The organism is Sphingomonas sp. ERG5 (assembly GCF_000803065.1).
Taxonomy (GTDB): domain Bacteria; phylum Pseudomonadota; class Alphaproteobacteria; order Sphingomonadales; family Sphingomonadaceae; genus Sphingomonas.
Genome location: NZ_JSXI01000076.1, coordinates 60,726 through 86,853, shown reverse-complemented (window position 1 = coordinate 86,853; position 26,128 = coordinate 60,726). Strand labels below are relative to the sequence as shown.

The 26,128-nt window shown below is 64.1% G+C and carries 35 protein-coding genes; 27 read left to right on the top strand and 8 right to left on the bottom strand.

Annotated features, from left to right (window positions below; genetic code table 11):
• The first annotated feature begins 60 nt into the window (after window positions 1-60).
• The 3 genes from OO12_RS24680 to OO12_RS24670 are packed head-to-tail and all read left to right on the top strand — an operon-like array spanning window position 61 to window position 1,590.
• Window positions 61-717, top strand: a complete 657-nt coding sequence (locus OO12_RS24680; RefSeq protein WP_006949361.1) for a hypothetical protein — start codon at window positions 61-63, stop codon at window positions 715-717.
• Between the two features lie 10 nt (window positions 718-727).
• Window positions 728-1,333, top strand: coding sequence for a DUF6927 domain-containing protein (locus OO12_RS29220; protein WP_006949362.1), 606 nt, complete (start codon window positions 728-730; stop codon window positions 1,331-1,333).
• Between the two features lie 23 nt (window positions 1,334-1,356).
• Window positions 1,357-1,590, top strand: a complete 234-nt coding sequence (locus OO12_RS24670; RefSeq protein ID WP_020997456.1) for a hypothetical protein — start codon at window positions 1,357-1,359, stop codon at window positions 1,588-1,590.
• On the opposite strand, the gene OO12_RS24665 is transcribed toward OO12_RS24670, so the two are convergent.
• Window positions 1,584-2,072, bottom strand: coding sequence for a hypothetical protein (locus OO12_RS24665; protein ID WP_006949365.1), 489 nt, complete (start codon window positions 2,070-2,072; stop codon window positions 1,584-1,586). The two genes, OO12_RS24670 and OO12_RS24665, sit on opposite strands and share 7 nt — an antisense overlap.
• 108 nt (window positions 2,073-2,180) lie before the next feature.
• Here OO12_RS24665 and OO12_RS24660 point away from each other — a divergent pair, with 108 nt between their 5' ends.
• Both OO12_RS24660 and OO12_RS24655 read left to right on the top strand, forming a co-directional pair.
• Window positions 2,181-2,588 (top strand): DUF3768 domain-containing protein, encoded by a 408-nt coding sequence (locus tag OO12_RS24660; RefSeq protein WP_006949366.1) that lies wholly within the window; start codon window positions 2,181-2,183, stop codon window positions 2,586-2,588.
• A gap of 4 nt (window positions 2,589-2,592) precedes the next feature.
• Window positions 2,593-2,925, top strand: coding sequence for a hypothetical protein (locus OO12_RS24655; RefSeq protein WP_020997455.1), 333 nt, complete (start codon window positions 2,593-2,595; stop codon window positions 2,923-2,925).
• Between the two features lie 92 nt (window positions 2,926-3,017).
• Here OO12_RS24655 and OO12_RS24650 read toward each other — a convergent pair whose 3' ends face one another.
• Complete coding sequence (locus tag OO12_RS24650) at window positions 3,018-4,349, bottom strand: DUF5623 domain-containing protein (RefSeq protein WP_006949368.1); 1,332 nt, start codon at window positions 4,347-4,349, stop codon at window positions 3,018-3,020.
• A gap of 386 nt (window positions 4,350-4,735) precedes the next feature.
• On the bottom strand, window positions 4,736-5,386 hold the full coding sequence (locus OO12_RS28350; protein ID WP_020997454.1) for a hypothetical protein: 651 nt from the start codon (window positions 5,384-5,386) through the stop codon (window positions 4,736-4,738).
• Between the two features lie 310 nt (window positions 5,387-5,696).
• On the opposite strand from OO12_RS28350, the gene OO12_RS24640 reads away from it, so the two are divergent.
• The 3 genes from OO12_RS24640 (at window position 5,697) to OO12_RS24630 (ending at window position 7,877) form a co-directional block, all read left to right on the top strand.
• A complete protein-coding gene (locus OO12_RS24640) occupies window positions 5,697-6,293 on the top strand; it encodes a DUF6338 family protein (protein ID WP_006949369.1) in 597 nt (198 codons plus the stop codon).
• Between the two features lie 232 nt (window positions 6,294-6,525).
• Complete coding sequence (locus tag OO12_RS24635; RefSeq protein WP_006949371.1) at window positions 6,526-6,717, top strand: hypothetical protein; 192 nt, start codon at window positions 6,526-6,528, stop codon at window positions 6,715-6,717.
• 44 nt (window positions 6,718-6,761) lie between these two features.
• Window positions 6,762-7,877 carry a hypothetical protein gene (locus tag OO12_RS24630; RefSeq protein WP_006949372.1) on the top strand — a complete coding sequence of 372 codons (1,116 nt, stop codon included), beginning with the start codon at window positions 6,762-6,764 and terminating at the stop codon, window positions 7,875-7,877.
• A 146-nt stretch (window positions 7,878-8,023) separates the two neighbouring features.
• Here the strand turns inward: OO12_RS24630 and OO12_RS24625 are convergent, their stop codons facing one another.
• Both OO12_RS24625 and OO12_RS24620 read right to left on the bottom strand, forming a co-directional pair.
• A complete protein-coding gene (locus tag OO12_RS24625) occupies window positions 8,024-11,518 on the bottom strand; it encodes a DEAD/DEAH box helicase (protein ID WP_006949373.1) in 3,495 nt (1,164 codons plus the stop codon).
• On the bottom strand, window positions 11,502-12,278 hold the full coding sequence (locus tag OO12_RS24620; protein ID WP_020997453.1) for a Hachiman antiphage defense system protein HamA: 777 nt from the start codon (window positions 12,276-12,278) through the stop codon (window positions 11,502-11,504). The genes OO12_RS24625 and OO12_RS24620 overlap by 17 nt, the downstream gene beginning before the upstream one ends.
• A gap of 330 nt (window positions 12,279-12,608) precedes the next feature.
• On the opposite strand from OO12_RS24620, the gene OO12_RS24615 reads away from it, so the two are divergent.
• Both OO12_RS24615 and OO12_RS24610 read left to right on the top strand, forming a co-directional pair.
• Window positions 12,609-13,127: a DUF736 domain-containing protein gene (locus OO12_RS24615; protein ID WP_006949378.1), complete on the top strand. Its 519-nt coding sequence runs from the start codon at window positions 12,609-12,611 to the stop codon at window positions 13,125-13,127.
• Between the two features lie 161 nt (window positions 13,128-13,288).
• Window positions 13,289-13,645, top strand: coding sequence for a hypothetical protein (locus OO12_RS24610; protein WP_006949380.1), 357 nt, complete (start codon window positions 13,289-13,291; stop codon window positions 13,643-13,645).
• Window positions 13,646-13,656: 11 nt separating this feature from the next.
• Here the strand turns inward: OO12_RS24610 and OO12_RS24605 are convergent, their stop codons facing one another.
• Entirely contained in the window at window positions 13,657-13,848 is a 192-nt protein-coding gene (locus OO12_RS24605) for a DUF6771 family protein (RefSeq protein WP_006949381.1), read from the bottom strand.
• Window positions 13,849-13,945: 97 nt separating this feature from the next.
• Between OO12_RS24605 and OO12_RS24600 the strand changes: the two genes are divergently transcribed.
• From OO12_RS24600 to OO12_RS24575, 6 genes are all read left to right on the top strand, one after another.
• Window positions 13,946-14,566: an SOS response-associated peptidase gene (locus OO12_RS24600; RefSeq protein WP_034161359.1), complete on the top strand. Its 621-nt coding sequence runs from the start codon at window positions 13,946-13,948 to the stop codon at window positions 14,564-14,566.
• Window positions 14,567-14,618: 52 nt separating this feature from the next.
• A complete protein-coding gene (locus OO12_RS24595; protein WP_006949384.1) occupies window positions 14,619-15,083 on the top strand; it encodes a hypothetical protein in 465 nt (154 codons plus the stop codon).
• Window positions 15,070-15,411 carry a hypothetical protein gene (locus tag OO12_RS24590; RefSeq protein WP_006949386.1) on the top strand — a complete coding sequence of 114 codons (342 nt, stop codon included), beginning with the start codon at window positions 15,070-15,072 and terminating at the stop codon, window positions 15,409-15,411. The genes OO12_RS24595 and OO12_RS24590 overlap by 14 nt, the downstream gene beginning before the upstream one ends.
• On the top strand, window positions 15,408-15,899 hold the full coding sequence (locus OO12_RS24585) for a hypothetical protein (protein ID WP_006949388.1): 492 nt from the start codon (window positions 15,408-15,410) through the stop codon (window positions 15,897-15,899). The genes OO12_RS24590 and OO12_RS24585 overlap by 4 nt, the downstream gene beginning before the upstream one ends.
• Window positions 15,900-15,943: 44 nt before the next feature.
• Window positions 15,944-16,456, top strand: coding sequence for a hypothetical protein (locus OO12_RS24580; RefSeq protein WP_006949389.1), 513 nt, complete (start codon window positions 15,944-15,946; stop codon window positions 16,454-16,456).
• Window positions 16,457-16,544: 88 nt separating this feature from the next.
• The gene (locus OO12_RS24575; RefSeq protein WP_006949390.1) at window positions 16,545-17,048 is read left to right on the top strand and encodes a hypothetical protein; all 504 of its coding nucleotides are present in this window, start codon (window positions 16,545-16,547) and stop codon (window positions 17,046-17,048) included.
• A gap of 6 nt (window positions 17,049-17,054) precedes the next feature.
• Here the strand turns inward: OO12_RS24575 and OO12_RS24570 are convergent, their stop codons facing one another.
• Entirely contained in the window at window positions 17,055-18,287 is a 1,233-nt protein-coding gene (locus tag OO12_RS24570; protein ID WP_006949392.1) for a DUF1173 domain-containing protein, read from the bottom strand.
• A gap of 222 nt (window positions 18,288-18,509) precedes the next feature.
• On the opposite strand from OO12_RS24570, the gene OO12_RS24565 reads away from it, so the two are divergent.
• Complete coding sequence (locus OO12_RS24565) at window positions 18,510-19,199, top strand: pentapeptide repeat-containing protein (protein ID WP_006949398.1); 690 nt, start codon at window positions 18,510-18,512, stop codon at window positions 19,197-19,199.
• 21 nt (window positions 19,200-19,220) lie between these two features.
• On the opposite strand, the gene OO12_RS24560 is transcribed toward OO12_RS24565, so the two are convergent.
• Complete coding sequence (locus OO12_RS24560; RefSeq protein WP_006949400.1) at window positions 19,221-19,409, bottom strand: hypothetical protein; 189 nt, start codon at window positions 19,407-19,409, stop codon at window positions 19,221-19,223.
• Between the two features lie 314 nt (window positions 19,410-19,723).
• On the opposite strand from OO12_RS24560, the gene OO12_RS24555 reads away from it, so the two are divergent.
• The 10 genes from OO12_RS24555 to OO12_RS24510 all read left to right on the top strand — a co-directional run bounded on the left by OO12_RS24555 (window position 19,724) and on the right by OO12_RS24510 (window position 26,084).
• Window positions 19,724-20,068, top strand: coding sequence for a thermonuclease family protein (locus OO12_RS24555; protein ID WP_006949401.1), 345 nt, complete (start codon window positions 19,724-19,726; stop codon window positions 20,066-20,068).
• A gap of 479 nt (window positions 20,069-20,547) precedes the next feature.
• Window positions 20,548-20,883: a single-stranded DNA-binding protein gene (locus tag OO12_RS24550; protein WP_006949404.1), complete on the top strand. Its 336-nt coding sequence runs from the start codon at window positions 20,548-20,550 to the stop codon at window positions 20,881-20,883.
• A 501-nt stretch (window positions 20,884-21,384) separates the two neighbouring features.
• Window positions 21,385-21,942 (top strand): hypothetical protein, encoded by a 558-nt coding sequence (locus tag OO12_RS24545; protein ID WP_006949406.1) that lies wholly within the window; start codon window positions 21,385-21,387, stop codon window positions 21,940-21,942.
• Window positions 21,943-22,058: 116 nt separating this feature from the next.
• On the top strand, window positions 22,059-22,571 hold the full coding sequence (locus OO12_RS24540) for a MucR family transcriptional regulator (protein ID WP_006949408.1): 513 nt from the start codon (window positions 22,059-22,061) through the stop codon (window positions 22,569-22,571).
• An 87-nt stretch (window positions 22,572-22,658) separates the two neighbouring features.
• Window positions 22,659-23,021, top strand: a complete 363-nt coding sequence (locus OO12_RS24535) for an antitoxin Xre/MbcA/ParS toxin-binding domain-containing protein (RefSeq protein ID WP_006949410.1) — start codon at window positions 22,659-22,661, stop codon at window positions 23,019-23,021.
• A 17-nt stretch (window positions 23,022-23,038) separates the two neighbouring features.
• Window positions 23,039-23,590 (top strand): RES family NAD+ phosphorylase, encoded by a 552-nt coding sequence (locus OO12_RS24530; RefSeq protein ID WP_006949412.1) that lies wholly within the window; start codon window positions 23,039-23,041, stop codon window positions 23,588-23,590.
• Between the two features lie 155 nt (window positions 23,591-23,745).
• Window positions 23,746-23,991, top strand: a complete 246-nt coding sequence (locus tag OO12_RS24525; RefSeq protein ID WP_006949414.1) for an AbrB/MazE/SpoVT family DNA-binding domain-containing protein — start codon at window positions 23,746-23,748, stop codon at window positions 23,989-23,991.
• Window positions 23,988-24,377: a PIN domain-containing protein gene (locus OO12_RS24520; RefSeq protein ID WP_006949416.1), complete on the top strand. Its 390-nt coding sequence runs from the start codon at window positions 23,988-23,990 to the stop codon at window positions 24,375-24,377. The genes OO12_RS24525 and OO12_RS24520 overlap by 4 nt, the downstream gene beginning before the upstream one ends.
• Before the next feature lie 58 nt (window positions 24,378-24,435).
• Complete coding sequence (locus OO12_RS24515) at window positions 24,436-25,590, top strand: ImmA/IrrE family metallo-endopeptidase (RefSeq protein WP_006949418.1); 1,155 nt, start codon at window positions 24,436-24,438, stop codon at window positions 25,588-25,590.
• Window positions 25,587-26,084 carry a DUF4411 family protein gene (locus OO12_RS24510; RefSeq protein ID WP_006949422.1) on the top strand — a complete coding sequence of 166 codons (498 nt, stop codon included), beginning with the start codon at window positions 25,587-25,589 and terminating at the stop codon, window positions 26,082-26,084. The genes OO12_RS24515 and OO12_RS24510 overlap by 4 nt, the downstream gene beginning before the upstream one ends.
• The last annotated feature ends 44 nt before the right edge of the window (window positions 26,085-26,128 follow it).

The window sequence follows — 26,128 nt, the reverse complement described above, 5'->3', positions numbered from 1 at the left end:
GCGGGAAGGGGAGGGGGTGGGAGCCCGATGCGCCAGGGGGCGCAAAGGGAGACTTCACCGATGAACTACGATCTCGATTTCCGCTATCGCCGTGCCCTGCAGCCCGACGCACTCGCGACCATTGCCACCGCCACCCAGGCCGTCGTCGATGCGATGCAGGACGCGCGCAACGCCGGGATCGACCCGGCCCGCGATCCCGCGACGATCCTGCTCGCGCGTCACGTCGGCCGCATCGCGCTCGGCCACGCGCCCGATGAAACCTTCGCGGAAGACCTGCCGCTGCGCCGGCAGTGCCTCGCCAAGATCGACGAGCTGAAGTCCAAGCCCGCGCTTGTCGCGCTGGCCCGCCGCGGCATCGGCTACGACCCCGAGGCCAAGCGCGCCTTCCACCGCGAGGCGCGTTCGGCGCTGCGGGTGGCGGCGCGCCATCTGGGACTCGAACCTGACCAGTACGATCTGCGCAGCAACTTTGCGGGGCCTGCGATCTCGGGCGAGATCACGCTCCACGGTGACGAAATCTATGTCCAGGTCTCGATCCCCTGCATCCGTCCGGGCCGCGAGGTCATGTTCCGCCGCTGCAAGGGGCGCCAGGACTACCTCGGCGATCGCAACCACTTCTGCGACATCGCCGTCCTTGCCGCACCGCCCAGCTTCCGCGCGCTCGTCGTTCGCGAGACCGGCCTTTCGATAAATCCGCGCCAGCAGGCGCTCGTCTAGGAGACCCCATATGGGTTGGCTGTTCATGTCACGCGGCGGCATGGCCCCGTTCGCCACGCCGAAGGCTTATCTCGACAACCAGTGCACCTATCCGCCCGACCCCGACAAGGGCCGGGCAACGGGGCTGCGTGTCCTCAAATCCACCGTGCGTTCGGGGGCCTACTACGCCGCCTGCCAGAGCTACGATGTCGAAGGCCCGCGCGAGACATTCGCGATCATCTGCCTTGTCAAATGGAGCCCCGGCGCGCGCAGCGGCGAAGAGTTTGGATACAAGGATCTCACTGAAACGATGGGGCCCTACAATTACGACTGCCCCGCCGCGATCCTCGATCTGCTTGGGCCACCCGGCAACGAATATGCCGCGCAGTGGCGTGAGCACTGCCGCCAGCGCCTTGCCCTGACCACGCGCCGCAAGCCGGCGCCCGGCGAAATGCTGGTGCTGGCCGAGCCGCTGACATTCACCGACGGGCAGAGCGAACGCAGCTTCCGCGTCGTCCAGTCGGGCCGCAAGACTACCTTACGCCGGGTTAGCGACGGGGTCGGGGTGAAGATCAGCAAGCTGATGAGCCGGGCGTGGACGATCGTGCCGCCGCCCGTGGCCCCGTCAGCCTCGTGACCGGCACCCAAGCGAGTAGCGCCATGACCGATCCCACCCCACCACAGCGCTCGTCCAAGCGGGCGCGCCTGTGCAGCATCGAGAATGCCAACCGGATCGCCACCCGGGTTGCCGAGCACGTCCAGGGCGACACCGCCGTGGTCAAGACCGGCAATCCGCTGCAGCCCTTCCGCGTGGTGCTGGCGAGCAAGGCGGCGCCGTGGCGCACCGTCTCGCGGGTCGTCACCTGCAACGATGACGAGCCGGATGATCAGTAGGGACCTGGCCCGCGCTCGACGAACCACGATTGCCCGAGCTCGAAATCCGGGCTGGCCGATACGACCGGGCCATCGGGCGCTTCGCTGACATAGGGTGAAACGAGATCCTTGCGCCGCACCCGCATGCGGCTGAGCCAGGCCGCAGTGCGGCCGCGCGCCTTGAGCATCGTCAGCAGCCAATCCATCGCCGCGGCCATCTCGACCACGCCGCGCCCGGCAAGGCAATAATAGATCGCCCGCTGGAAATCGTCGCACTGGGTGCTGAGTATACCGGCGAGCTTTGCCCGCCCACCGGGGGCATTCTCATGCACCAACGACACTGCCTCGCGCAGTTCGCGGACCGACAGGTAGGCGTCGTCCACCCCGACCCCGATGCACAGCGCCGCGATCGCCCGGCGCACCGGCGGCAGGTTCTCCTCGCACGAGGCATCGCGCAGGCCGATGTCGAGATCGAAATGGTCGAGGTGGCTGGGAGCGGGCATGGCGTGATCCTTTCCAAAAGAACGTAGCGTGAACACTCAAACCCCGTCAACCGGACAGCGGAGGGGAGGGGGCACTCGGCGGGGGATCAATCTTGAAAGGAAGAACCCATGACCCAGCTTGCTCAACTGACGTCCGCCGCCGTTGACCACACTTCCGAGATCGCCCGGCTCAACGACGCTGCCCGTGCAGGTTCACTGCCAACTTCGCGCACTGTGTTCACCCGGGCACTGGCCGACATCCTTGCTGGCGACGCCGAGCACCCCGGCGCCCGCCAGGCCAATCTGATGCTGGGGCAGGCCGCGCTTCGCAGGCTTATCAATGAAACACCGATCGATCCGGGCAATGACCCTCACGGTGAGCGCGACTTTGGTGCCGTCGAGTTCCAGGGGCACAAAATCTTCTGGAAGATCGATGTGTATGCCAACGACGGGACGTTCTCCTGGGGGTCGGAGACGCCGTGGGATGCGCAGCAAAGCTTCCGCGTGGTCACGATCATGCTGGCGAGCGACTGGTGAGCCGATGAGCCGGTATTCGTTGAAACCGCTGCCGGAGTACTCGGACATTTTCGAGGTAGCCGTTGGCTGGGATCCGGGGCTTGATACTTATTTCGTGCAGGTGTTCGGAACGCCCGATGCATCCTCCGAGCCTGACGTCCGGCTGTGGCAAGGCACAAGCTTGCGGGAGATTGTGGAGGTTCAAGCGTTGCTGGCGATTGCAGGGAACTATGCGGAAATCTCTGGCGAAGTTTCCGCAATCCTTGAATGGGATCGCGGAAACTGCCCGCATGATCCAATGCGACCAATCGGACGGATTGTTGCCGAAATATTGGGTCATCAGACGCTTCGACAATAGTCGCCAACATTTCCGCCGATCGCCTTGACGCGGGAGCCCGGAAAAACCTAGCTCCAAAGTGAGCTAGGAGTTACCTATCAACAGACCTCCGTTCACCCGCCGTAATGGTCTTCCCCGCAATCGCGTTGTTGAGACCTGACCATGAATTTCACCGAGGTGTCGATCCGACCGGTCAATCTGCGCAATGGCGCGCAGTCGGGATAAGCCTCTGTAAGCTTTCTGCGAAGCTGCCCGAGCAGGTCGATCACGCCGACGCTGGTCGCGGCAACGGCGACAAACGGATCGTTTTCATTGATCTCGTGGTAATAGACGTCAAAGAAATCTCCATCGGACAGTTCCTCTCGCTCGATTTCCTTGCCGAGCCAGTCCTCCAACGTGCAGCGCAGAGTCTCAAGCCGCTCCTTGACCGACCAAGGCCGTGCGCCAGACCGCAGTAGTGCCTTGATCATACGGCCTGCCTCTTGGTGCCCGGGGATGCCTAGAGCCCCGATAGGCTTCCGGCGGCTGCTCCACATCGAACTGTAAGGTTCCGTCGTCTTCGATGGCACCTGATAGGTCGTGCCCTTCGCCCGCGCCCGCCGGTGGTCCTGTGGCGTGACTGCCATTGGCGAAATGAAAGTCTCGTGGCCGGTGACGGACACGCCAGGCCAGTGTTCGGCGGTGACTGGCGGGGCGAGCCCGTCAATCTGATGCATCAGGGCGCCGAAGTCGAAAGCGTCGTCCTTCGCAGCCGCAACGAATAGCGGACACGCGCCGGGACTGTAAATGCCAGGCCAGGTCGACGCCTGCAGATGCCAGCCGTTGCGCGACGCCCAGGCCGCACGATCGTCGCTGACGACGGCGGCGGCATAGGGTTCGTCAAGCATGATGTAGCGTCCGGTCCGCGGATCATTCCAGTCGGTGCTGTGGTCGCGCTTTGGCAAGCGCTCGTCGAGCGCTACCGTGGCTTTGCGAGCGTGGCGATACTCACTCGGCTCGAGTCCGGTCGCCTCCATGAAGCGCAGCGCGCGTACCGCCTTGCATAGTTCCCCGCGTGCGAAGCTCTGATGCTCGGTGATTGAATCAGACAGGAGATGATCGGGCGCGGCCAACCGCAATCTCGACAACGTGCGCTCCAGCTTCAGTCCGCGCTTGCTGCAGATTTCCAGCAGGGGTCGCGATAGTCGGATCTCGATTGTCTCACGGCCCGAGCGGTAGGGCTTACGTTCATACCAATAGTAGGTGAGGAACAACCGGTGACCGTTGGCCGCAGAATTGTCGTTGCTATAGAGGACGCGTCGCGCGTGCGCGAAGTTCTCGAACCCAGCCTTTTTCGAGGCAAGGTCGAGGGCCTCGCCATGGGTGATCCCAGACGCCTTCTTCGCCTGATTGGCCAGTCGCTTAATGCCAATGATTGTCGACGGACGGATTGCTTCCTTCAACATGGTTGTTCTCCATGCTCGCAATGAAGCGTCACCTGCCGACCACCTCGCAAGCCTGAACAACATGGTTGAACGAAGCAGCGGAAAGTACAGGGTAGTGCTGTCGGACAGCTTTGGAATGGCAGGTGCCGTGCTCCTACCGGGAGCCTACGCAATCTATGTCGAGGTCAAGCCGAGGTCAAGGGGCCGGCAGATGCACGGGAACTCTAGTGCGTGCCCTCTCAAAGATCTACCATAAGTGGCGGACGGTTCGCGGACCGATCTCGAAGCTTTCCGCTAGTACCTGCCGTACATTTACACGGTGGATTATGGATGAAACCGAGCACATTGCGGTCAGTCTGCTTTTGGGTGCCGAAGGCGACATAGCTGCTGTTTGCTTTGCGGCTCCATCACGCCGCCAATGCGGATTGTACGTTTCCGGGAAAGAGTCTTAGGGCAAACGAATTGGCAATTTGTCGAGCGCTCGATTCAGACAGACCGGTCACGCTCCCGACCAAAGCGCTGCCTTCAAAAAAACTCTTGGGCTCAACGCCGGCAGCAATCAGCTGATAAGTTCGAAATAAAATCGTTCCAATATCACCATCGGCAGCTTGCCTGACCATTTGATCATACTCAGAATCCAAACTGATATGGTCCCAATGCACCGTGCAATACGTTTTTGCCCTGGATATATGTAGAAATGGAATCTTGCGCCGTTGGCACTCATAAAACCATGCATCTCGACCGGCGGAGTCTCGCTTGTCGAATAATCCCCAAGCTGGGTCTGGCCACTTGATCCCATTGAAAATGAATCGAAAATGTTCAGACGAGGTTCTGTCGTAACCCAAGTGGGCTGCGCGATCCTCGAAGGCATCGAAATTTGCATCGTAGACCGTCGCGTCTGACCAATGATTGGAGGCCGTCAAGTAAGCTAAATTGGATCGAAATCCGATTAGCGCGGCAATCGCTTCCGTGGCGTGTGCGGAGCGCATATCAAAATCACCCATAAGGACGGTCTTGAGCAAACGAATATTTGCAGATGTTGGCAACAGGATAGCCATGCGAACTCCAAGGGGTCACATCGGTCGCCATTTAATCGAGCTGACCACTGGTTTCGCGGGCAGACTGAAGAGTTAATCAAAACCTATTTAGCTTGGCGACAGGCATGGAGGTAAAGCCGTCCAGCAAGGCTGGACCTACACCCAGCCACTGTCAACCATTGTTCTGCATCTGTCCTAACCATTGCTGCGCATGCGTCCGGCCGGACTCCGTCGTCGGATCATGTGTCGGACAAAAGATGTGGGGAAGCCAACCTCTCAGCTTGTCCGGGAAGCACGCAACAGGTAGACGGGAACATAAGGAGATCATTCCTTGGGCGAATTGCTAAAACCCGAAGTGTTGGTGCTGTTTCTGGTCTTTACAGTACCAGGTGTGATCGCGCTTTATTTCCGCAGCCAATTCCTCGCCGGTCGGTTGCCGCCAGTTTCCGAAGGGGCACTTGCATACATCACGTTGTCGCTGGCCTACCACGCCATGGCCTTTCCTCTGGCCGAGGGCCTCTATACGTCGGGACGCATAGACGGCACCTATGGCCTTAGCTGGTTTGGTCTGCTCTTTGTGGCTCCCGCAGCACTAGGTGTGACACTCGGCCTCAATGCCCGCAAAGGCTGGAGCAAGGCCCTTCTCTCGCGCATTGGCATCAACACCGTCCATCCGGTCCGTTCCGCTTGGGACTGGCGCTTCTCCGCCTGCGAAGAATGCTGGATCATTGTCACCCTGAAGGACGAGACCAGGTTTTACGGTTATCTAGGTACGGGCTCATTTGCCTCGTCCGATCTGGCCGAGCGCGACTTGTTCGTCGAGTATGTCTTCGATTTCCCCGGAGAAGGCGAGCCTTGGACACCCCGTGGATCCAGCGTTTGGCTGGCCCATGGCGAGATCCGCTCGATTGAATACCTACCGCGTTGAAGGAGGCGCTCAATGTCCAGTGAACGCATGACGACCAATTGCCCGGCCGGAGCGGGTAACTTCGGGTACCAGCCAACCGAGACGCGCGGTCATCAGCCAGTTGCCGCAAGACCCCGTTCGTCTGGAGCAGAAGGCCCCACCGCAGCAGCCAGTTCGAGTGGACCTCCGGTCAATCCTCCCACGCAGGGCACCAGCGCCCGCAAGTAATTCCCCCGGCACAAAGGCAAAAGACATGAGCACCAAGGACGGAAACAGCGGGCGGACCATGGCGAACGACGGCTACCAGCCGCTCGGCAAAGGCTACCAGCCCATGGCAGTGACGCCGACAAATACAGCGCAGAACGGCCACCAACCGACCACAGGCCAAAGCGGCAATGGACCTCCCGCCAATCCCCCGACCCAGGGCGGCAGCGGCAAGAAGTAGGAGCGGGCCGGCACGACAGGCCAGCTTCGCCCGATTACCTTGCAATGACCATTGTCCGTCCCGTCATCATCGCGCCTGACAGCGCGCATTGGTCCCGCTGGATCGATGCGACGCTTCGTCCCCTTCACAGGGACCACGTGGCGGCTGCCACGCTTTACGACCGCCTGATCGCCGCTGGCCGCATTCCGCTCCTGACCTTCCACCACCTCGAGGAACTTCTCGCGATCGAGGATAGTGAATGGGCTATGCGCCGGATCGGGTTTATCCAGTCGCTGCCGTTGATCGGGTTCGTCCGCTACCCCGATAGCAGTCTGCAGACTGGGACGATCGTTGACATCTTGGCTGCGGAACTTGAAGCCGCTCTTCACGGAGCCGATGCAATGGCTGAGGTTCGCGAGGCCGCGCGAGGCCTGCTTGTCCGGACTGGAAGCGGCACCGATGTGATCGGCACCGAGATGTGGATCTGGCAGGTCGTCCGCGCGGAATGCCGTCGCCGCAACCGCAGTTCCCGTTCGATCGCTGCCATTCGCCGCATGGGCCTGTTCGACGACAGGCGCTCTGTCGGCGACATCGTGAAAGGCTCGATCCGCCCGCCCAGCGAGCGCCAGTCCCGCCTCGCCCGGATGTCCGGCGAAGTGACCGATCATGTCCGGGCCCGGGGTGATGTCCGGATCGAAGACCCCGCTGGAGTGGCGAACTGGTTCATGTCAGAAGTGGGCGAGGTCGATCTGCCGCCTGACATAGACGTGAGGGGCCTTTTGGAGTGGGCGCTCACCGGGCAGGGCCTCGACCGCGAGGAGATCCGCGACGATGCTCTGCTCGCCGACCTCAACCGCTTGGCCATCTATCGGACGCGCCTCAGGATTATAGCCGATCACCTTGGAGTACCCTATGTGCGGCTGAAGGCCATTGACCCGGCTATCCTGCCCAGCCTCTGGGTCCAGCACGGGCTCGAACGCCATGGCCAGGATCGGCAACGCCGGCCGGGAAGCGATCTTGCCGACGAGTGCCTTGCTGCCCTTGCCCCTTATGTCGACGAGTTGTTTGTCGATCGGCGTACGCGGGAGGATTTCAGGCGCCTGGGGCGGGCAGACAAAAGCCTCGTCAACCGGATCGGAACGGTCAGGAGCGCGGGCCAATTTACTGAGTTGCTCTCTTAGTCCGCTGCACTTTCGCCAGCGCCTCGTTGTGTGCGGTTTACGCAGAAACACACTGCTCTACGCCGTCAGACTGATCGCGAGGCCCTGTGTGATGAGTCGCTATTGCCCCTCCCTCGGCGCGTACTTGACGGTCGTAGCCCCATCAATCACCTGCACAATAAATCACCAGGACCGAGATATCGGACATCGACGGTATCGCCGAGCCAACCGACACTTGCCAGTGCCAAGCCCAGCCGTTCCGAGTTGAGCGGTTTGTCGAGACGCCCGAGGCGCGTGAAGTCCGCCGCATAGACAAGGGTTTCGCCACCTCCGTCGACGAAGCGCAGCGCTGTTCCAACTGGCGGGCCGAATTTATCCCATTTGACATCGATCTCATGGCTTGTCGACGCCCAGGTCCGCCGTCGTTCGGGCGCCATGTTCTCGATGAACTGAAGCCAGAGCCCATGCGATGCCGTCGTCGGCCAATCGGGATTGTCGCACCCACCGGCGACGGCGTCTTCGCGTAACCAAGCACGCAATTCCGACATGGTGGTAAAATCCGCCTGTGTCTGCGAAACCGCACTGATCGCCGCCAAGCGCGAGCTAAATCCCGCATGCATCAGCATGACCGCCGAGACGTTGAGCGAGCCAGTCTCGACGGCGCCCACCGCCACGCCGAGCTCAATATCCTCCATCGAGAGCCCGCCTTCGAGCACATCGCCGTGCGCTAGGCCGCGCACCCGAACGGCTTCCATCGCCCAAGGTAATTTATAGACCAGCGCCTGCTCGACGAATTTCAGGACCTCATCTTCCCTGCCGGCAGCAAGAGGCGCGAGCGCGCGACCTTCGAGCCACGCCTTCAGGACGGTTGGCCAGTCATCGGGCAGGTCGTCGGGGACGAAAGGAGCAATAGCGAAGACCTTTTTGGCGAACGCAGTCAATGCGGCGATCGCTTCGTCCGCATCATCGACGAGAATGGCACCATTGGCCCGGACCAGAAGCTCGTTCAGTTCGGCGGCATCAGCGTCGAGCGCTTCGCCGGTCGCAAGGCCGACGCCGGCAAGGAAATAGCCGCGACGCTGCGTGGCCGTCGTCCGGCCCCAGATGAATTTCGCGCGCGCGACCAGCCCGGTCTTGAGCAACTGCTGGACAGCAGCTTTGCGGTGCTGAAGGCGCCGCGTCCACAGTGACGACGTCAGCACGTCATCGAGCATCGCCTCGATCTGATCGTCCGGCACTTCCTGCTCGCCGAGCATGCTGAGCAGCGCCGTGTCGAGTGTGGTGAGATACCCCGACCAGCGCCCGCGTTCCTGTTCGTTCACATCGCTGCTTTCGGTCGGCAGCACCGGGAACTCCCATGCGGTCATGCCGGCAAGATATTCCAGGACCGTCGCCATCGACTTGGCCTTGGTCTTGCGGACGATCCGGCCCATCAAAGAGAGCAGCAGCCTCAACAGGCCACTCTCCATTTCCTTGCCCTTGGCGCTATCGACCATCCCCTTCCACTCGGCACGGCGACTGGTGAGCCGGTCGAACATTGGCATAATCACCAAGCCCTCGACATCGACATAGGCGCGGCCGGCACGCCCGACGACGTTGCGGAATTCTGCGATGTCGATCGGCTCACTTCCGCGTTTGAGGCCGTGGAAGATCAACGTCGTGGCCGACAGGTTCAGCCCCTGCGCGAGCGTCGGCGACGACACCGTCACCCGCAGAACGCCATCGCGGAGCAAGCGCTCGACTTCCTTGCGATAGGGCGTGGGGAGCGCGCCATGATGGATCGCGACGCCGAGGCGCAGACATGCCAGCACCGGACTATCAACGCCAAGCCACTCAGTGCCGATTGCGATCGCATTGTCCAGTACGGTCGGGTCGTGATCGAGCACCGGCACGATAGATCCGCGTTTGGCTAGGTCGACGATGGCTTTGGCGAATGGCTCAACCGATCGGCGTTGCGGACAGAAGATCAGCACCGAGTGCCGGTCTGCGACCAACGCCCAGGCAGTCGCGATGCACAGTTCGCGCTGATCACACGGGAAGAAGCGCGTCTTGCGACCCTTGGGCAGGCTGGCTGTCAGGAACCGCGGCACGTACGGTTTCTCTGCACCGACCGAGATTTCGAGCTTCGCGTGATCGCCACGCCATTCGACCTCGCCGTAGCGCAGGCGCGTTGGTCGCCAGTCCATCTTGATTAGTCCGTCGTCCTGGTCGCCGGTCAGCCACGCCGTGAAATCCTGCAACTGATCGCCATCGGGAAGGATGGCCGAAAGACAGACGATGCGCCGGGTCTTGGCGTCGCTGCGTCGCAAGAGGCGCTGGATCTGAACCTCATAGCGGACTTCGCGCTCGGTCAGTCCAATCATATGGCCTTCGTCGAGGACGACGAGGCCTACACTATCGAGCAGGTCAGGGTCGTTACGGAGGGCGAAATCGAGCTTCTCTGGCGTGGCGACGATGATGTCGCTTTCACGCAGGAAATCCTCGTCCACTTCGCTGACGCCGATCGCGCCATAGAGACTTGAGACCGTTTTTCCGAGCGGCTGGAAGGTACGCTGAAGCGTCACTTCGGTTTGCGCAGAGAGCGCGCGCAGCGGGGTCACGAACACGACGCGGCGCCCCGCAGCGAGACAGGCCAGGATGCAAAGCTCTGCGACGCGCGTCTTGCCCGCGCTCGTCGGCAACGAGATGACCATATTGTCGTTGAGATCCAGCGCCCGGGTCGCAGCATCGATCTGGGAAGGCCACAGGTCGATCTCGGAGCGACCGCGACGCAAGAGTGACGCGATGAACAATTCGCGGTAGGCGGCCCAATCGACGGCTGTACCGTCGTCCGGAGCCTTGGGGAGGCGGACGTGGAAGCTCGACGACCACAAATCGTCGAGCAGGTGGATCGTGAGCCGGTGGCACCACCAGCTCGGCACGATGTTGAGTTCGGCCGCAGAAGACAGGCCGGTCTTCAGGCGTTCGATCGCGGAGCCGATTAGCGCTTCGTCTCCCCGCTCGAACGCAAGCAGTGCGATGGCGAGCGCTGCCGTGAAATTGTCGGAAAGCGCCCGATCGACAACCTGCAGGAGCGGTTCGTGTACCGACTCGTCTTCACTGTCGTCCAAAGCTGGCGCGTCACCTGCGACTTCTCCCGCGAGGTGCGCGATCATCGCATCCTCCAACGCGTTGTCACGCTCCTCGCGAATCAGCGTTTCGAGCGTCATCAGGTCCCGCAGCATGAGGAGCGCGACCGCGCGTTCCGGCACGCTGAGATTGGCCTCGTTCAACCCCTCGTGCAGTAATGAGAAGGCCCGTGCGGCATAGCGGGCAAGATGATAGCAGGCACCTGCCATCAGCCGGTGGAAATCCCGGTCATTCGTGATGCGGCCACGCGCTGTCGCCGCCTCAATCGCCGATGCGGCATGTTCGAAGGCACTTCGCGCGGCACTAGACTCGGCCTGCTGATCGAGCAGCCGCAACCCCTGGTTCATCAGCGAATAGGCGTAACTCAGGAGATCATAGGTCAGCATGGTCGAGAATTGCGGCGCTTCAGGCGGCACCACGCCGTCGCGCCACACCATCGCCCGCGCCTGTCCCTTCGCGAGCAAATCGTCACGGAACCCGGCGGCCGTCGCCTGTGCGATCAACTGGGCGATTGCTTCAGGGCTTGTTGCCATCGGCGATCACCTTCTCGAAGACCTGTTTGATGAACGCCTGATGGGTCGATACCCGCAGGCCGACCGCAAACTGTGGGATCTTGCCGCTGTAGGCGTTAAGATTGGCGGTGAGCAGTTTGCTCGGATTGTTGCCGGTGAACATGAACATCAGGTGCGACAGCTGATTGATTTCGATCCGGGCCTTGATCTGAAACTGGTCGATTACCTCGGCCAGCGCGGTTTCGCCCGTTTCGAACAATCGATCCGCAACGAACGCGAGCGCGTGCGGCGTCGGCCTCCCATTGCTGGAAGCAAGCGCCGTCCTTGCTTCATCGACCGTCTTCTTGCCAAGCGCTGCGCGGCTTTTGACCTCGCCCTTCAGAAATTTGACCGTGACCCCAGGATCGAGCCTGATACCCAATATATCGTCACCCCGCATCGCCATCTCGCGGTGGTCCGACCACCGCAACTTGAAGACGCCGACCGAATAGCCGGTGAATTCCGACACATAGCTGGCAGCAAGAATCTCCCCCAGATCGCCCGACCGTGATTTTGCACCCTGCGGCAACTTGGTTTGGATATAGTCTGCCACCGCCGACTTCCCGAGCCGCCGCAGGATGTCGCCAATGCGATCGGGTGCGGCATAATGCCCGGGAACGACAGCAGCCACCGATGCGACACCCGTGCTCACGAGGGCCGCCGCGTCAGCCTCAAGATAGACGAGGCTGTGCGTTTTGACCTTTGTGACGGTCTCGCCGCACCAAGATTTGATGTTTGCCACTTGGCACGTCCCCCTTTCTGACGGCCCTATCACAGCAAGATGCGCGACTGCATCATTTAAGCGAATGGTATCGTGGAAGATTTCATCGACCTATCAGGTCTACCCGTGTGGCACCTTGGCGGCCTTTTCCCTTGCCGGTCTGTCTCCCAAGTTTGGTGGTTCTGTTAGGCAATGAGCTGACCCGTCGAAATAATTTGCGGTTTGGAAGATCTAGCTCCCCCTGCGGGCAAAGCCCGCAGCTTCGGCCTGACGGCCGGGAGGGAAGGGGGGTGGGAAGAGAGTGATCGAACAAGGGGTTCGGTCGCAATCGATCCACCTAGGAGAACGTCCATGAACATCGGTGAAATCCGCAAGAACGCCAACGGCCAGCTGATCGGCTCTGTCGAAACGCTCACCATCACCCGCACCATCGGCCTGCGGCCGGTGACCTCCAGCAACCCGCGCGCCCCTCGCTACGAGATCGTCGCGCTCAACGACCAGCGCCGCTGGGTGATCGTCGGCGCGCTCTTCGAGCTCTCCTCGAACTCGACCGGCGAGAGCTTCTACCAGGGCAAGATCGACGATCCGTCGATGGTGCAGCCGCTCTACATCGCCGCGTTCCCGCGCGAGGATGGCACCATGGCGATCGCCTGGCAGCGTCCGCGCCGCCGTGACAACCGCCTCGGCACCGCCGAATACGGCGAGAGCGACATGTTCCCGGCCGACGATGCCGGCGGCGATCGCCGCGAGGAACAGGCCGGTGACGGCCTGGGCGAAAGCACCGCGACCCCGCCCGTCAAGCGCGGACGGGCGGGTGCCAAGGACGGCGCCGAACACGATGGCGCACTGCCGCCGCTCGTCGACGCCTGATCGGCAAGCCCAACTCCAACCGGCGGGGGCCCCAAGCGGGTCCCCGTCCCCGTGCAAAGGCCGCGGATGAGCCCCCCGCGCGGCCTGAGGCGGAACGCCGGCACTGCCCCCCGCCCGGCGTTCCGCCTCTTCATTTGCATGGGGATATCCGGAGAACCAAAATGCTCACCGACAGTGAACGCTTCGCATTCACCGCCCGGCGCCACCACGCCTTTGCCAGCACCGGCAATGCCTACGACGCGGTCCAGTGCGACGAGGCCATCAGTACCGGAGACACGCTGGTCGTGCTTGCCGAGGAGGTGGTCGGCGTCGCCATGACCTGGCCGTTTGCCGTGACGCAGGCGCACGGGAATCTCCATGCCCTGTCCGCGCCGCGTGAAGGTGAGACGCTCGCGTATCTCGCCCGCTCGCTCCACGTCAGCGCTGCCGACTTCGAACACGCCGCCGAGATCGCCAGGCGTTTCGGATTTACGCTCGATCCGCAGATCGAGGCGCTGCTGGCCCGCCCCGCGGGCTGAGCAAGCGCGCTTCAGAGCGGCAGGGTGGACTGCTCCAGTGACGGCGTAATGACCGGCGCGTCGACCGCATCGGCAATCACGCGCGCGAGTTCGAGCGCGGCATCCTCGCGCAGGCACGAGCTTGGGGCCGTGATCCCGACCCGCGCCCAGCCCGGGGCGTCCAGGATCGCATGAGCGACAGCAGACGTATCGATTCGTTCCATGCCGTCAAAAGAACATAGAGGGAACGATTTTGCAAGATGGCGGGCGCTGCTGCTCGTGCTGATTGACAGGGCAGGGCGGTCCGCCGAGCATCGGGGCATGTGCAATTTGTACCGCATGACCAAGGCCCCTGCAGAAATCGCCCGTCTGTTCGGTGCGCGCAGCGCCGCGGGCGCGAACTTCGCCGCCGAGGTCTATCCGGGCTATCCCGGCCTCGTCGTTGCCGAGGGCGAGACGCGGGTCATGACCTGGGGATTCCCGCTGATCCTGAAGGGCAAGAACGGTCAGCCGCTGAGGCCCAAGCCCGTCAACAACGCGCGCGAGGACAAGCTCGGCACTGCATTTTGGCGCCCAAGCTTCGAGCGCCGCCGCTGCCTGATCCCGGTCAGCGCCTGGGCCGAGGCTGAGGGCATCAAGGGGCAGATGACCCGGACCTGGTACTCGCTGGCGGGCGAAGAGGTCTTTGCCGTCGCCGGGCTGTGGCGCCCGACCGAGGAGTGGGGCGCGGCCTATTCGATGGTCATGGTCGATGGCTGCCCGCAAATGACGGACGTACACGACCGCATGCCCGTCGTCCTCGCCCGAGAAAGCTGGGAGCAATGGCTCGCGGGCACGCCCGCTGAAGCCTTCGCGCTGTGCCAGACCTGTTCCAGTGAACTCGCAGTCGATCGCAGCACCGAGCGCTGGGGTGCTGGAAGGCCCGCGGCGACGTCACAGTGAGGGGAGGGGGGCTTCGCCGGTCGGATCAGACCCAAGCGAAAGGACCTAGCCCATGGGCGACCGAGTCCCCGTCCACATCACCATCGGCGGCGTACTGCCGCGCGAACATCTCGAAGCCTTTGCCGCACATGCGGCGGGCTATGACCTGCGCACCGAGTGGGACGGCGAACCCTTCGATCCGGCGGAGCTCCCCCACGGCGAACCGCTCGAGCTTTACGGCACCGAACTCAACGGCGGGCAGATCCCCGAGATCGACGCCTTTTGCGCCGAGCACGGACTGCCGTTCCGCCGCTGGTCGGGTGGCTGCCCCGGCGCCTATCTTCCCGAGATCATCCTGTTCGATGGGCAAGGCCAGATGCGCGACTACACGGCGAGCGAAGACGAATACGTCCTCTTCCCGCCGTCGTGGATCAACAGTTTCACGCGGCTGCGCGATCTCAAACGCGAGATGGGTCGCGCCGAGCTGACCATCCCGGCCTTTGTGGTGACCGGAGGTGCGAGCGATGACCGTAGCTGATGGGGCCCTGCGGGCCACCTCGCGCGAGGCGGTGCTCGCCCGCTTCCCGCTATCGCGGGTGAGCGAGTCCTTCTTCGACGACATGCTCGGCGTCCTGCCGCCGGCGCACATCGCGGGCTTGCCGGGCTTCTTCGTCATCGAGGCGGTGAGCGAAGACATCCACGCCCAGTTCGTTGCTGCCGGCGGCCGCTTCTACGGCGGCTATGTTGGGCTCAAGGATCGCGCAGGCCTGATCACCCATGCGCGCATTGCGGCCTTCGATGCCGCCCATCCCGACGCGGTGGAACTCGCCTGGTATCCCGACGCCTGCGAGGAGGCAGCGCGATGAGCCGGCACCGGATCCTCGAATTCGGCGCCGGTCCCGCCGATGAGCCCTGCGCGCAGCTCGGGCAATGCGCAGACTTTGCCGCGGCCAACACCCTCGAACTGCTCGCCTACAAGGCCGCAATCATTGCCATCAACGGCGAGCCGCCGCTGCCGCTCGGCTTTGCCCTTGTCGCCAATGTCCATGATTTCGGGACATACCGGACCTTGTGGCTGGTCTCGGCGGAAATGCCCTTGCCGGAAGGCGCTCAGGCCTGGCTCGACGACCTTGTGGAACCAGCCACCTGGATCGCGGCGGGATTTCCGCAGCCGGTGACCTACGAGGGCTCGCGCGCCGTCATGCGCCCATTCCGCGACGTGGTCGCTGCCGCGCTCCAGATCACCCGGGCGAACGCCGACGGCAGCTTTTTCCCCGCTGCGAACGCGGTGCTCCACCGCAACCTGCTCGCCGCCTACGGTCCTGCCAGGGTCGCTGCCGCCGACACCGGGTAAGGGGAGGGGGCTGGAGCAGGCGTTCCTAAAGGGAGTCCAAGTCCATGCCTCGCTTCTATGCCGGGATCGGTGCGCGCGCGACACCGCCCGAGATCCTCAGCCTGATGACCCGCGCCGCCTTCGCGCTCACCAAGCGCGGCTATGTCCTGCGCTCGGGCCACGCCATCGGCGCCGACAGTGCGTTCGAGCGCGGAGCCGGCCGCGATGCGCAGATCTTCCTGCCGGCGGCGGGCTGGCGCGGCTCGGCAAGCGAGTTCCATCCCGAGACGCTCGGCGACCAGCTCTGGGGCAGGGCGCGCATCATCGCTGCCGCGCACCATCCGGCCTTTGCCGGGCTCTCGGCGTTCGTCCAGGCGCTTCATACCCGAAACGCGTTCCAGGTCTTGGGCTGCTCGCTCGATAGCCCTGCGGAATTCGTGTTGTGCTGGACCGCCGACGGCGAGGCTTCGGGCGGCACCGGCCAGGCGCTGCGCGTTGCCGCCAGCCACGGCGTCCCCGTCTTCAACCTCCAGAGGCCGCGGACACGCGCCCACGTCGAGCGCCACCTCATCCTCTGACCCGTTCAATTCCGCGCGGGTCCGCCGTTCTATCCCTTGCCTTGGCAACGGGACGTGGGGCGCGCGCTGCAACACGAAAGTCCCAGCCATGTCCTCGATTACGCTCACGCTTGAACTTGCCTGCACCCGCGAGGAAGCCGCGCGCTTCGCCGCGGTCGAACTGTTCCTCGCCGAAATGGCTGAGAACGCCGAGGCCGAGCCCCCGGCCGAACTCGACGCGGTCTTCGGCGTGAGGCCTCGCGAGACGATCCTCGGCCTTGCCGGCCACCCGCAGCCGCTTGGGATCACCTGCCGGTACGACCGCGAGGGTGGCGTAATGACGCTCGCTGCGTCGGGCGGCAAACCGAACCTCGCCGCGCTCCCGGTGCTGCTGCTCTGGCTCTATCCCGACAAGCTGCCCATCGCCTACTCGGTCCACGTAACCGAACGGCCCGAACTCGCGGTCTGGACGATCGTGGGCCTCAATCGCATCGAGATCACCCAGCACGAAAGCGAGGTCGCCGCGCGGCTCGAGGCCTTGCGGGCGATTGGTGACACGCCCCGGCGTCTCGACCTGCTGCCGACCAAACCGCTGCCCCGATCGGACGACTGAGCCTGCTCAGGCGGCCTGCTGACCATCCCAAGTTCGCCGCGGCGGCCGGCTGACGCGGGCCGGGAGCGGCTCGCCTTCCTTCCACAGCAAGTGTGCGACGCCTTGCCCGGCGAGCAGCGCTTCCAAGGGTTCGGCCACCTCGTTGTCGCGGTCATGGATGTGGATGGCACTCGCTTCCTCGCCGGTGTCCTTGAGTACCAGACTGGCGATCGGCGTGTCGGTGTCGAGATTGACGCGCAGGCCCTTCACGAACCGCCGCTTCTCCGCCACCGCCTTGCCGACAAGATAGCGCTCGTCGCTGGTTTCGTAGGGGAGCCATTCTCCCGTTACCGGCATCAGCGCGACCTCAATGAGGTCGAAAGTGCCCTCTCGCCGCCGCGCGAACGAGCCGGCGAGAACCAGATGGCCGCTTTTGCCGTTCGGCCCATCCTGCGCTTGCCACAGCGCAAGTTCGCCCGCGAACCGCTTGTGGAAGCGCCGCGCCATGTCCTGGTCCATCACAAAGGGCATGTCGCCGACATGGCGCAGGACGATTCTTTCTGCGCCGTGCGCGGTCACGATCTCCTTGATCTCGCCCACGACCACCATCATATCGCCCTGCGAGGCATAGACCCGGGCGAGGGCCGCGCGGCGGCGGGCCCGGATCTCTTCCTTCTCTTCGATCTTGAAGCTCTCGGGCACGAACAGCACGTGGGGCAGGGCTTCCTGCTTGGCCCGGCAGCTTGCCGCTGCCTCGAGCAACGCGCGGCGCACGACGAACCATGTCCGCTTGCCCGCCATCTTCGGATGCCAGTGTGTGAGTTCGGCCCGATCCCAGAGGACGTGCAGCAGCCCCCGCATCGACAGCTTCTGGCCCGAGGACTTCACCGTCGGCTTGTCGTTGGTGAGTGCCGCGGGGGCGAGCCGGGCGGCCCCGCGCGACAGCGGGAAGCCGAGTTTGAGGCTGGTCTCGCCGCTCGCCTCATCGTCGAGCACGGCTGACCCACGGACCTGGCCCATGCCGGTGAGATAGTCTGGCGCTTCGTAGTGATCGCAGGCGGTCGCATGACGCGCGCCCGAGCCCGGCCAGCGCGCGAGCACGTAGCGGTTCTGCCGGTGCGAGATGTAGAGGGGGAGCTCGGTTCCCTTGCGGCATTCGCAATGGACCGGGCTTTTGCGCTCGTAGGCGTCGCGCAAGATGAGCTGAAGTTCATCGCCTTCGGCCACGCTGCGGCCGAGCACACGGTATCGCTGGATCATTGGGTCTCTCCAATTTCTCGCGATCGACGCTGCCCGTTCGACCTCTCGCGCATCTCCTTCAGGTTTTCGCGGCCCCGGATGGGCACGCTGGGCTCAGACTATGATAGCCGCTCGGTCGCCGCAAGCCCGCCGAGCGGGCGCCTCGAGCCTGCCGCTGCACAACCGTGGAGGCCGCCGGCGGTTTGCTGGCGTGGCGGCATATGCCGCGCTACCGGTCCTGTGATGGATAACCTTTTCGCTTCGCAGCCCATCGCGGGCGCCACCCTGGCGCGCAGCGACATCGAGCGCCTGATCGGCGGGGCGGCGCGCACACTCATCGACTGCGACCTCGAGGAGGCGGACCTCTCCGGCCTCGACCTCACCCGCTGGCGCTTCGAACGCTGCAACCTGCGGCGCAGCGATCTTGCAGGGGCAAAGCTCGAAGGCACGGTCTGGCAGGGCTGCCGGGGACCGTTCGCCAACTTCTCGGGTGCCAACCTCAGCGAAGCCGAGTTCATCGGCGGTGACTGGAACAATTGCGCGATGCGCCGCGCGAGCCTGACCTCGACCCGCTTCACCGGCTCCAAGCTCACCGGCGCCGATTTCACCGAGGCGCGCGCCATGCACATCCACTTCGAGGAAGTGCTGCTGGTCTCGGCAAAGCTGCCCGGTTTCTCGTTCCGCAAGGAAGCCCTGCGCCGGGTCGACCTGTCCGGTGCCGATGTGCGCAAGGGCGATTTCCGCATGACGGTGTTCGAGGACTGCTCGCTGCGCGAGGCGATGGTCGCCGGATCGCGCTTCGAGGGCTCGGACCTGCGCGGCGCCGACCTTGGCGGGCTGCGCCTGGTCGATGCCGGGCTGTTTCGCGGAGCGACGATCTCGCGCGAGCAGGCTGGGCAATTGCTCGGCGAACTGGGGCTCAACGTCCGGTAGGATCCGAACCCCGGGGGCGGATCACCGGTCCTGCTGTGCGTCCCGTTCCAGGGTCTCGGTCACGCCTTCGGCAAGCCCGAGGCACAGCGCGGCTTCCTCGCGGGTGAGCCTGATCTCTTCAGTATCCAACACGCCTAGCTTCGTGCGCAGGACCTGCGCCATCGCGCGCGCCACCTGCAGGGCGCTTGGCATCATCCGTGGTTCAGGCATGGGCCGGAATCCTTTCCCTTCGGCGGCTCTGCCTGCGGCAGTTGGGCCGGACAGGTCGCATTGGAGCGCATTAATAACGGTTTTGCCGGGATGTGGCGAGGTGAGGAGGGAAGGGGGCACCCCGACACCCGCGCCCCACGCGGGCACCGCGGCGACCCGCTCTACTTGCTAGGGCGGAGCGTCGGCGCTGTCGCACCGCCGCCCACCCAAGCTCGCCGGCATGAATGCCGGCCCTTCGGGTGACGATCGGGGCCAGGGGGGAGATGTGGCAAGGCTGGTTGGCGCAGGCGGGCGAGGGCGCTAGGTTCCGCCTCATGCCGATCCTCCTTGCTGCCGCCGCGCTTTGCCTCGCTCCTTCCGTCCACGATGGCGACACGATCCGCTGCGGCCGAGAGCGGGTCCGCATTGCCAGCATCGATGCGCCCGAATTGCCGGACAGCCCCAAGTGCCAGGACCGACGGCGCTCTTACGCATGGTGTGACTTTGCCGCGGGCGAAGCCTCGCGCGCTGCCCTGACGCGGCTGCTGTCGCGCGGGCAGGTCATGATCACGCGGCTTGGCACCGACCCCTATGGGCGGACGCTCGCCACGGTCTCGGTGAACGGCGTCGACGCCGGCGACTATCTGGTCGCGCAAGGCCTCGCGCGGCCCTGGCGCTAGGCATCCCTATCGAGGGGGCGAGCCTTACCCGCCTGCGGGCGCCACCTTTTGCAATGGACGGGTCGCCAGACCGTAGCGCGTGACGCGGGACGGGGAGGGGCTAGGTGCGGCCTCGTGTGACCCCAGGCGTCTCTAACCGGCATGGTGCGGGGCGAGGGAGACAACGCTCGCTGGCGCGGGCGCTGGCGGGTAGGAGCAGGTCCTGCCGAAAGGACCGAGGCTGACGGGTCTGAGCTTTGCGGGGATCCGCAGGCTTGACCTGACGAAACCGCCCTTCGTTTGCCGATGAACCGATGCGGCGCCAGTCCCTGGCCGCAACCCAAAAGCAGCGGACCGTGAAGCCCTTGCGGGCTTGCCGCACCACTCCTCGCTTTTGGGTTTCCCGCGCATGCGCGCGGTGCGGGCCCGGGCCTATCGGCGCCGCCTGACCTGTTCATCGGCGGGCGGTTCCGCCGAGTTCAAGCCACGGAGATAACCCCATGAAGAACCTCGTCATCCTGATCGGCCGCATCGCCGCCGCTCCTGAAACCCGCCACGCTGGCGAGACCGCGATCACTTCGTTCACCCTCGTCACCGATCGCCCCAAGCTGGTCGACGGCAAGACGGTCAAGAACGAGGCCGGCTACACCGAAACCCTCGCTGAATTCCACCGCGTCACTGCCTTCAATGGCCTCGGCACTTCGGTCGCCAAGCACAAGAAGAAGGGCGACCTGGTCGAGGTGCAGGGCCGCCTCCACTACTCGAAGTGGACCGACCGCGAGGGCGTCGAACGCTACGCGGTCGAGATCGTCGCCGAGGAAGTCCTCTTCCTCTAGACCCGAGCCCGGGAGGCGGCAGCGCCGCCTCCCATTGGGCCAAGGCCAGTCCCCCGAGCACTCATGTAGTTGCTGCGAAGGGCGAAACAGCGGTTGCGAAAAAGGCAACGCGCGGCGTCTATTTCGCACTTGCAGCATGAAGGCGCCCGACCCATATGAAGGGTGCCTTTCAGGCATCCTCTCCCAAAACTTTCCAAGGGGCTGGCTCACGCTGGCCCCATTTTTTTGCCTGCCGGGTCGGGCTTGCACCCTTCCAGGCATGGCATCTGTGACACTTTGCCCTCGCGTGGAGTGTCATTTTGCATCGCCCGCGTGACCAGTGCTGAGGGCGATCCGGCGATCGGGCCAGCTTGAGGATCCGAATGGCCGAGAGATCGGCTTTGACGCGACTGGCCGCGCATGTCCGGCAGCGCCGCTGGGTGAAGTGTCACGGGCGACAAACGACATGGCGGAGTACAAGGGGGATTCACAGGATTCACCTTTTGTGCTCAATACTGCTCAATGGAACGAGCCCAAGAAATCACTGGTGTCGGCGGGATCTATGCGGTCCTGGTCGAAGCCTCGAACCGCCCGCGCTACGCCTTCCTTGTCCTCCAGCTTGTCGCCGAGATTGCCGACGGCCGAGGGCAGGCCGGGCCGTTCGTCGCGCAAGGCGGCGTCCCGGTGCTCCTGCGCGAATGGCTCTGCTCCCAGCTTCTCCCCATGAGCGCGCAGCCTGCCCGCCGCGCGGCGTTGCGCGCACGCGTTGCCGAGGGGCTGAAGGCCGACCTTACCGGGAAGCCGGAGTTCGACGCGGCGCGGATCGAGGTCGCGGTCGAGGAGCAGGTCCAGGCCGTGGGCCGCGCCAATGTCAGCCGCGCGATCTCCGATCTGGTCCGCGCTGGGCTGATGACCCGGCACTATGCGGGCTACGCCACCAACCACAAGAACCGCGGCGGCGGGCGCCATGCGGTCTATGTGGTCAAGCCCGGTGTGCTTGCGCTGCTGCGCAGGCCCGCGCCGATAAGGCGACTAGGTGCGGCGTCCTCAAATCCGCAGGGCGACCTCTTCGCGGCCTGAACCGGACCATCGAGCCCTCAAGCCGCGCCAGGCGCGCGGCTGCGCGGCCCCTCTGGCGTGGTGGCGACCGATCGCCTAGGAGCCCCTGATCCGGGAATTGGAAAGGTCTCGCCCGCATGGAAAACGAAGCACTGCTGGATCATGTCGCCGACATCGTCTCTGCCCATGTCAGCAACAATTCGGTGGCTGCCGCGGACCTGCCGGGCCTGATCCAGGCGGTCTACGCTTCGCTTGCCGCGCTTGGACAGGCGCCGGAACCGGCCCCGGAAGAGTTGAAGCCTGCCGTTTCGGTGCGTTCCTCGGTCAAGCCCGACGCGGTTACCTGCCTTGAATGCGGCGAGAAAATGAAGATGCTCAAGCGCCACCTCGGCACCGAGCACGGCCTGACGCCCGCCGAATACCGGGCGCGCTGGAGCCTGCCTGCCGATTACCCGATGGTCGCGCCCGACTATGCCGCCAAACGCAAGGAGCTCGCGGTCAGGATCGGCCTGGGCCGCAAACCCGGCCAGAGCCCGAAGGCTGTGGCCAAAGTTGCATCGGAAGCTGCGGCCGGGGCAGCACCCAAGGCGCAGCCCAAGGCCGCCGCGGCCCCGGCAAAGCGCAAGAAGCTCGGCGTCGCCTTCGGCTAGGTCTGAGCGGCGGCCCGTGGGCCGAACTTGACATTTTGCGCCTTCCGCCGCATATACTGCCTCATAAATCGGCAAATGGTGAGGCACATGGCAAGCGCGGCATTCCTGAGCGAAGTCACCGGCGAGAAAGGCGTCTCGCCCGACCGCCTGTCGGCGGCCTTGCACATCACCAAGTCGGAACTGGCGCTGGCGGCCGGATTGTCGCGCGATGCGGTGTCCAAGGCTGCCCGCAGCCAGAGCGTGGTCACCCAGGCGCGGTTGCGTGAGGTGAGCGAAATCATCAACCGTGTCATCCCCTGGGCGGGTAGCGAACTGGCTGCCTATGCCTGGTACCGCTCGCAGCCGCTGCCTTCGTTCGGTGACGCCACGGCCGAAGAACTCGTCCGCCAGGGCCTCGGCGAGAAGGTCCGGGCCTATCTCGGCCGGATCGCCGCCGGTGGGTTTGCCTGATCGGCGGCAATCTCAAGGTGGCGCTTTCCTTCAGCCGGTTCGACGGCCTCGTCTACCGCGCGCATCATCCGGCCTGGGCCTACGATCCTGTATCCGGCGAAGGTGCAAAGCTCCATGGCGGACGGTTCAACCGCATTGGCACGGCCTGCTTCTACGCGGCGCTGAGCCTCGAGACGGCCTGGCTTGAAGCCCAGCAGGGCTTCGCCTTCAAGGCGCAGCCGCTGACCATCTGCAGCTACCGCGCCGAGATTGCCGATGTGCTCGACCTCACCGATCTCGCGGTACGCGAGCGAGCCGACGTCACCCTCACGCAACTGAGCTGCGCGTGGGAGCGGCTCGCCGCTGATCGCAAGCCGGTTCCGACCTGGGAGCTTGCCGACCGGCTGATCGAGGCGGGTTGCGCGGGCGTCATCGTCCCGAGCTTTGCCTCGCGTGCGACACCCGACGATCGCAACCTTGTGCTGTGGTCGTGGGGCCGCGAAGCGCCGCATCACCTCGAAGTGATCGATGACGAGCAGCGCTTGCCGCGCGATCAATCGTCGTGGCAGGACGGTCCTAAATCCATCTAAGACATTGATATTATTTAACATAAGCTTTATTATCAAGCTGAGCGATCGTGCCACGATGTGCCGTTCGTGACACGTTTGCAATTTTGTGGCATATGGCCCCTGAATTGGCTCACGCGCGCGCTTCGCGACGCGTTCGCCGCATCAGGAGCAGTGCCATGACGGTACAAGTGACGATCACGCCCAATGGCCGGATGAGCCTGCCGGCCGAGATCCGCAAGCGGCTCGGCCTGGCCGGCGGCGGCGCGCTGCTGGTCGAGGAAACCGAGGACGGCGTGATCCTGCGCACGGTTGCGCAGTCGATCGCCCACGCCCAGGCGCTGGCGAAGAAATACACCGAAGGCAACGCTGCCGCATCGGTCGATGCCTTTCTTGCCCGCCGCCGTGAGGAATCGGGCGAATGAGCGAAGTCGTACTCGACGCCTCCGCGCTGCTTGCCCTGCTCCGGGACGAGCCCGGCGCGGGCAAGGTCGCCGATGCGATCGGCGCCTCGCGCATGTCGAGCGTCAACTACGCCGAGGTCGTCAGCCACTTCATCCATGCTGGCATGCCCGCCGACCAGGTCGACGCCATGCTGCGGCCCCTGCCGATGGCGATCGTCGAGGCAGACCAGGCGCTCGCCACCATCGCCGGGCGCCTGCGCGCCGCGACGGCCGAGGCCGGCCTGTCGCTCGGCGACCGTTTCTGCCTGGCGCTCGCGCGCCGGGACGGTCTTCCGGCGCTCACTGCCGACAACCAGTGGCGCACCGTCGCGGACGCGGCCGGTGTCGCAGTGTCGGTGATCAGGTGATGCCAGGCAATTCCATGCGGTCTTGCCGCAGAGTCCAATGCAAGACTACTAAGTACCCATGACGCGGGCGGCCATCCATCCTGAGCTTCTGACCTGGGCGCGCGAGCGTGCAGGCAAGAGCCCGGAAGATCTGGACCACCGCTTCCCCAAACTTGCCCTGTGGGAGGCCGGAGACGCGCAGCCCACGATCAAGCAGTTGCAAGCCTTCGCCGATGCTGTCCATGTGCCGGTTGGCTATCTGTTTCTTCCTGCTCCGCCTCATGAGCAATTGCCGATCCCAGATTTTCGGACGGTCGATGGCCGCGCCATTCACCGCCCCAGTCCCAACCTCCTCGACATGGTCTATGCCTGCCAGGAGCGCCAGGGATGGTTCAAGGACTATGCCCGGGCCGTGCGGCTGCCCGAACTCGCGTTTGTCGGCAGTGCCTCGCTGAATGACAAGCCAGTCGCTGTGGCAGCGCGGATGGCTGAAGCGCTAGGCTTCGACCTAGAAGCGCGTGCTGCCTGCCGGACCTGGGAGGAGGCTCTGCGACTCTTCATTGGCCACGCCGACGCGCTCGGCGTACTGGTGATGGTAAGCGGCGTCGTTCTCAGTAACAATAACCGCAAGCTCGATCCGGAAGAGTTCCGCGGCTTTGCCCTTGCCGACACCCAGGCGCCACTGGTGTTCATCAACGGATCGGACAGCAAGTCCGCTCAGATGTTCACGCTTGCCCATGAACTCGCGCACCTCTGGCTTGGTGCCACTGCGATATCGAATGCCAGCGCCGCGCCGGTCGCGGGTTTCCGGCGTGAGGAAGTCTGGTGCAACGCGGTCGCAGCTGAATTACTCGTGCCATTGGTAACGCTACAAGCCGATCTCGTCGCGGATGAAGCAATTGACGACGCCGTCGCTCGTCTCACGCGTCGCTACAAGGTCAGCAGCCTTGTCATTTTAAGACGTCTTCTCGATGCCGGTTGGCTGACCCGGGCTGCCTTCGAGGCCGCATGGGCTGCCGAGCGCGCCCGACTGCGAGTGATCGCAGAACGAAGCGGCGGCGGCGGCGACTTCTATCGTACGACCCTGTCTCGCGTCAGCCGCCGTTTCGCCCGCGCCCTGGTCGAAAGCACGCTTGAGGGCCAGACCCTTTACCGTGATGCCTTTCGTATGCTCGGTGTTGCGAAGACCGAGACCTTCAACCACATCGGGCAGGAAGTAGGGGTGCTGGCTTGACCCGTTACCTGCTCGACGCGAACGTCTTCATCCAGGCAAAGAACCTTCACTATGGCTTCGATTTCTGCCCTGCCTTTTGGGAATGGCTGGTAGATCAGAACGCAGCCGCGATTGTCGCAAGCATCGAGAAGGTCAGCGACGAACTCGTAGGCGGCGGTGACGAACTTGCGAACTGGGCCCATGCCCGAGGCAAGGGCTTTTTCTTGCCACCCGACGACGCGGTTCTCCCTGCCTTGGGAGAGGTGAGCGCCTGGGCCACTGGGCAAGCCTATGAGCCCGCCGCAATCGCGACTTTCTTGCAAGTCGCCGATTATTGGCTGGTGGCACATGCCAAAGCCCACGACTGCGTCGTGGTGACTCACGAAGTGCCTTCGGCTTCGGTACGCAAGATCAAGATCCCAAATGCATGCATCGGTCTCGGCATTACCTGCATGAGCCCATACGAAATGCTCCGCCGTGAACGAGCAAGGTTCGTATTGGGAGCAGCCGTCTAATTCGTTCCTGGAATGTGTTTTGCGGTTAACCCCGAACGCCCCAA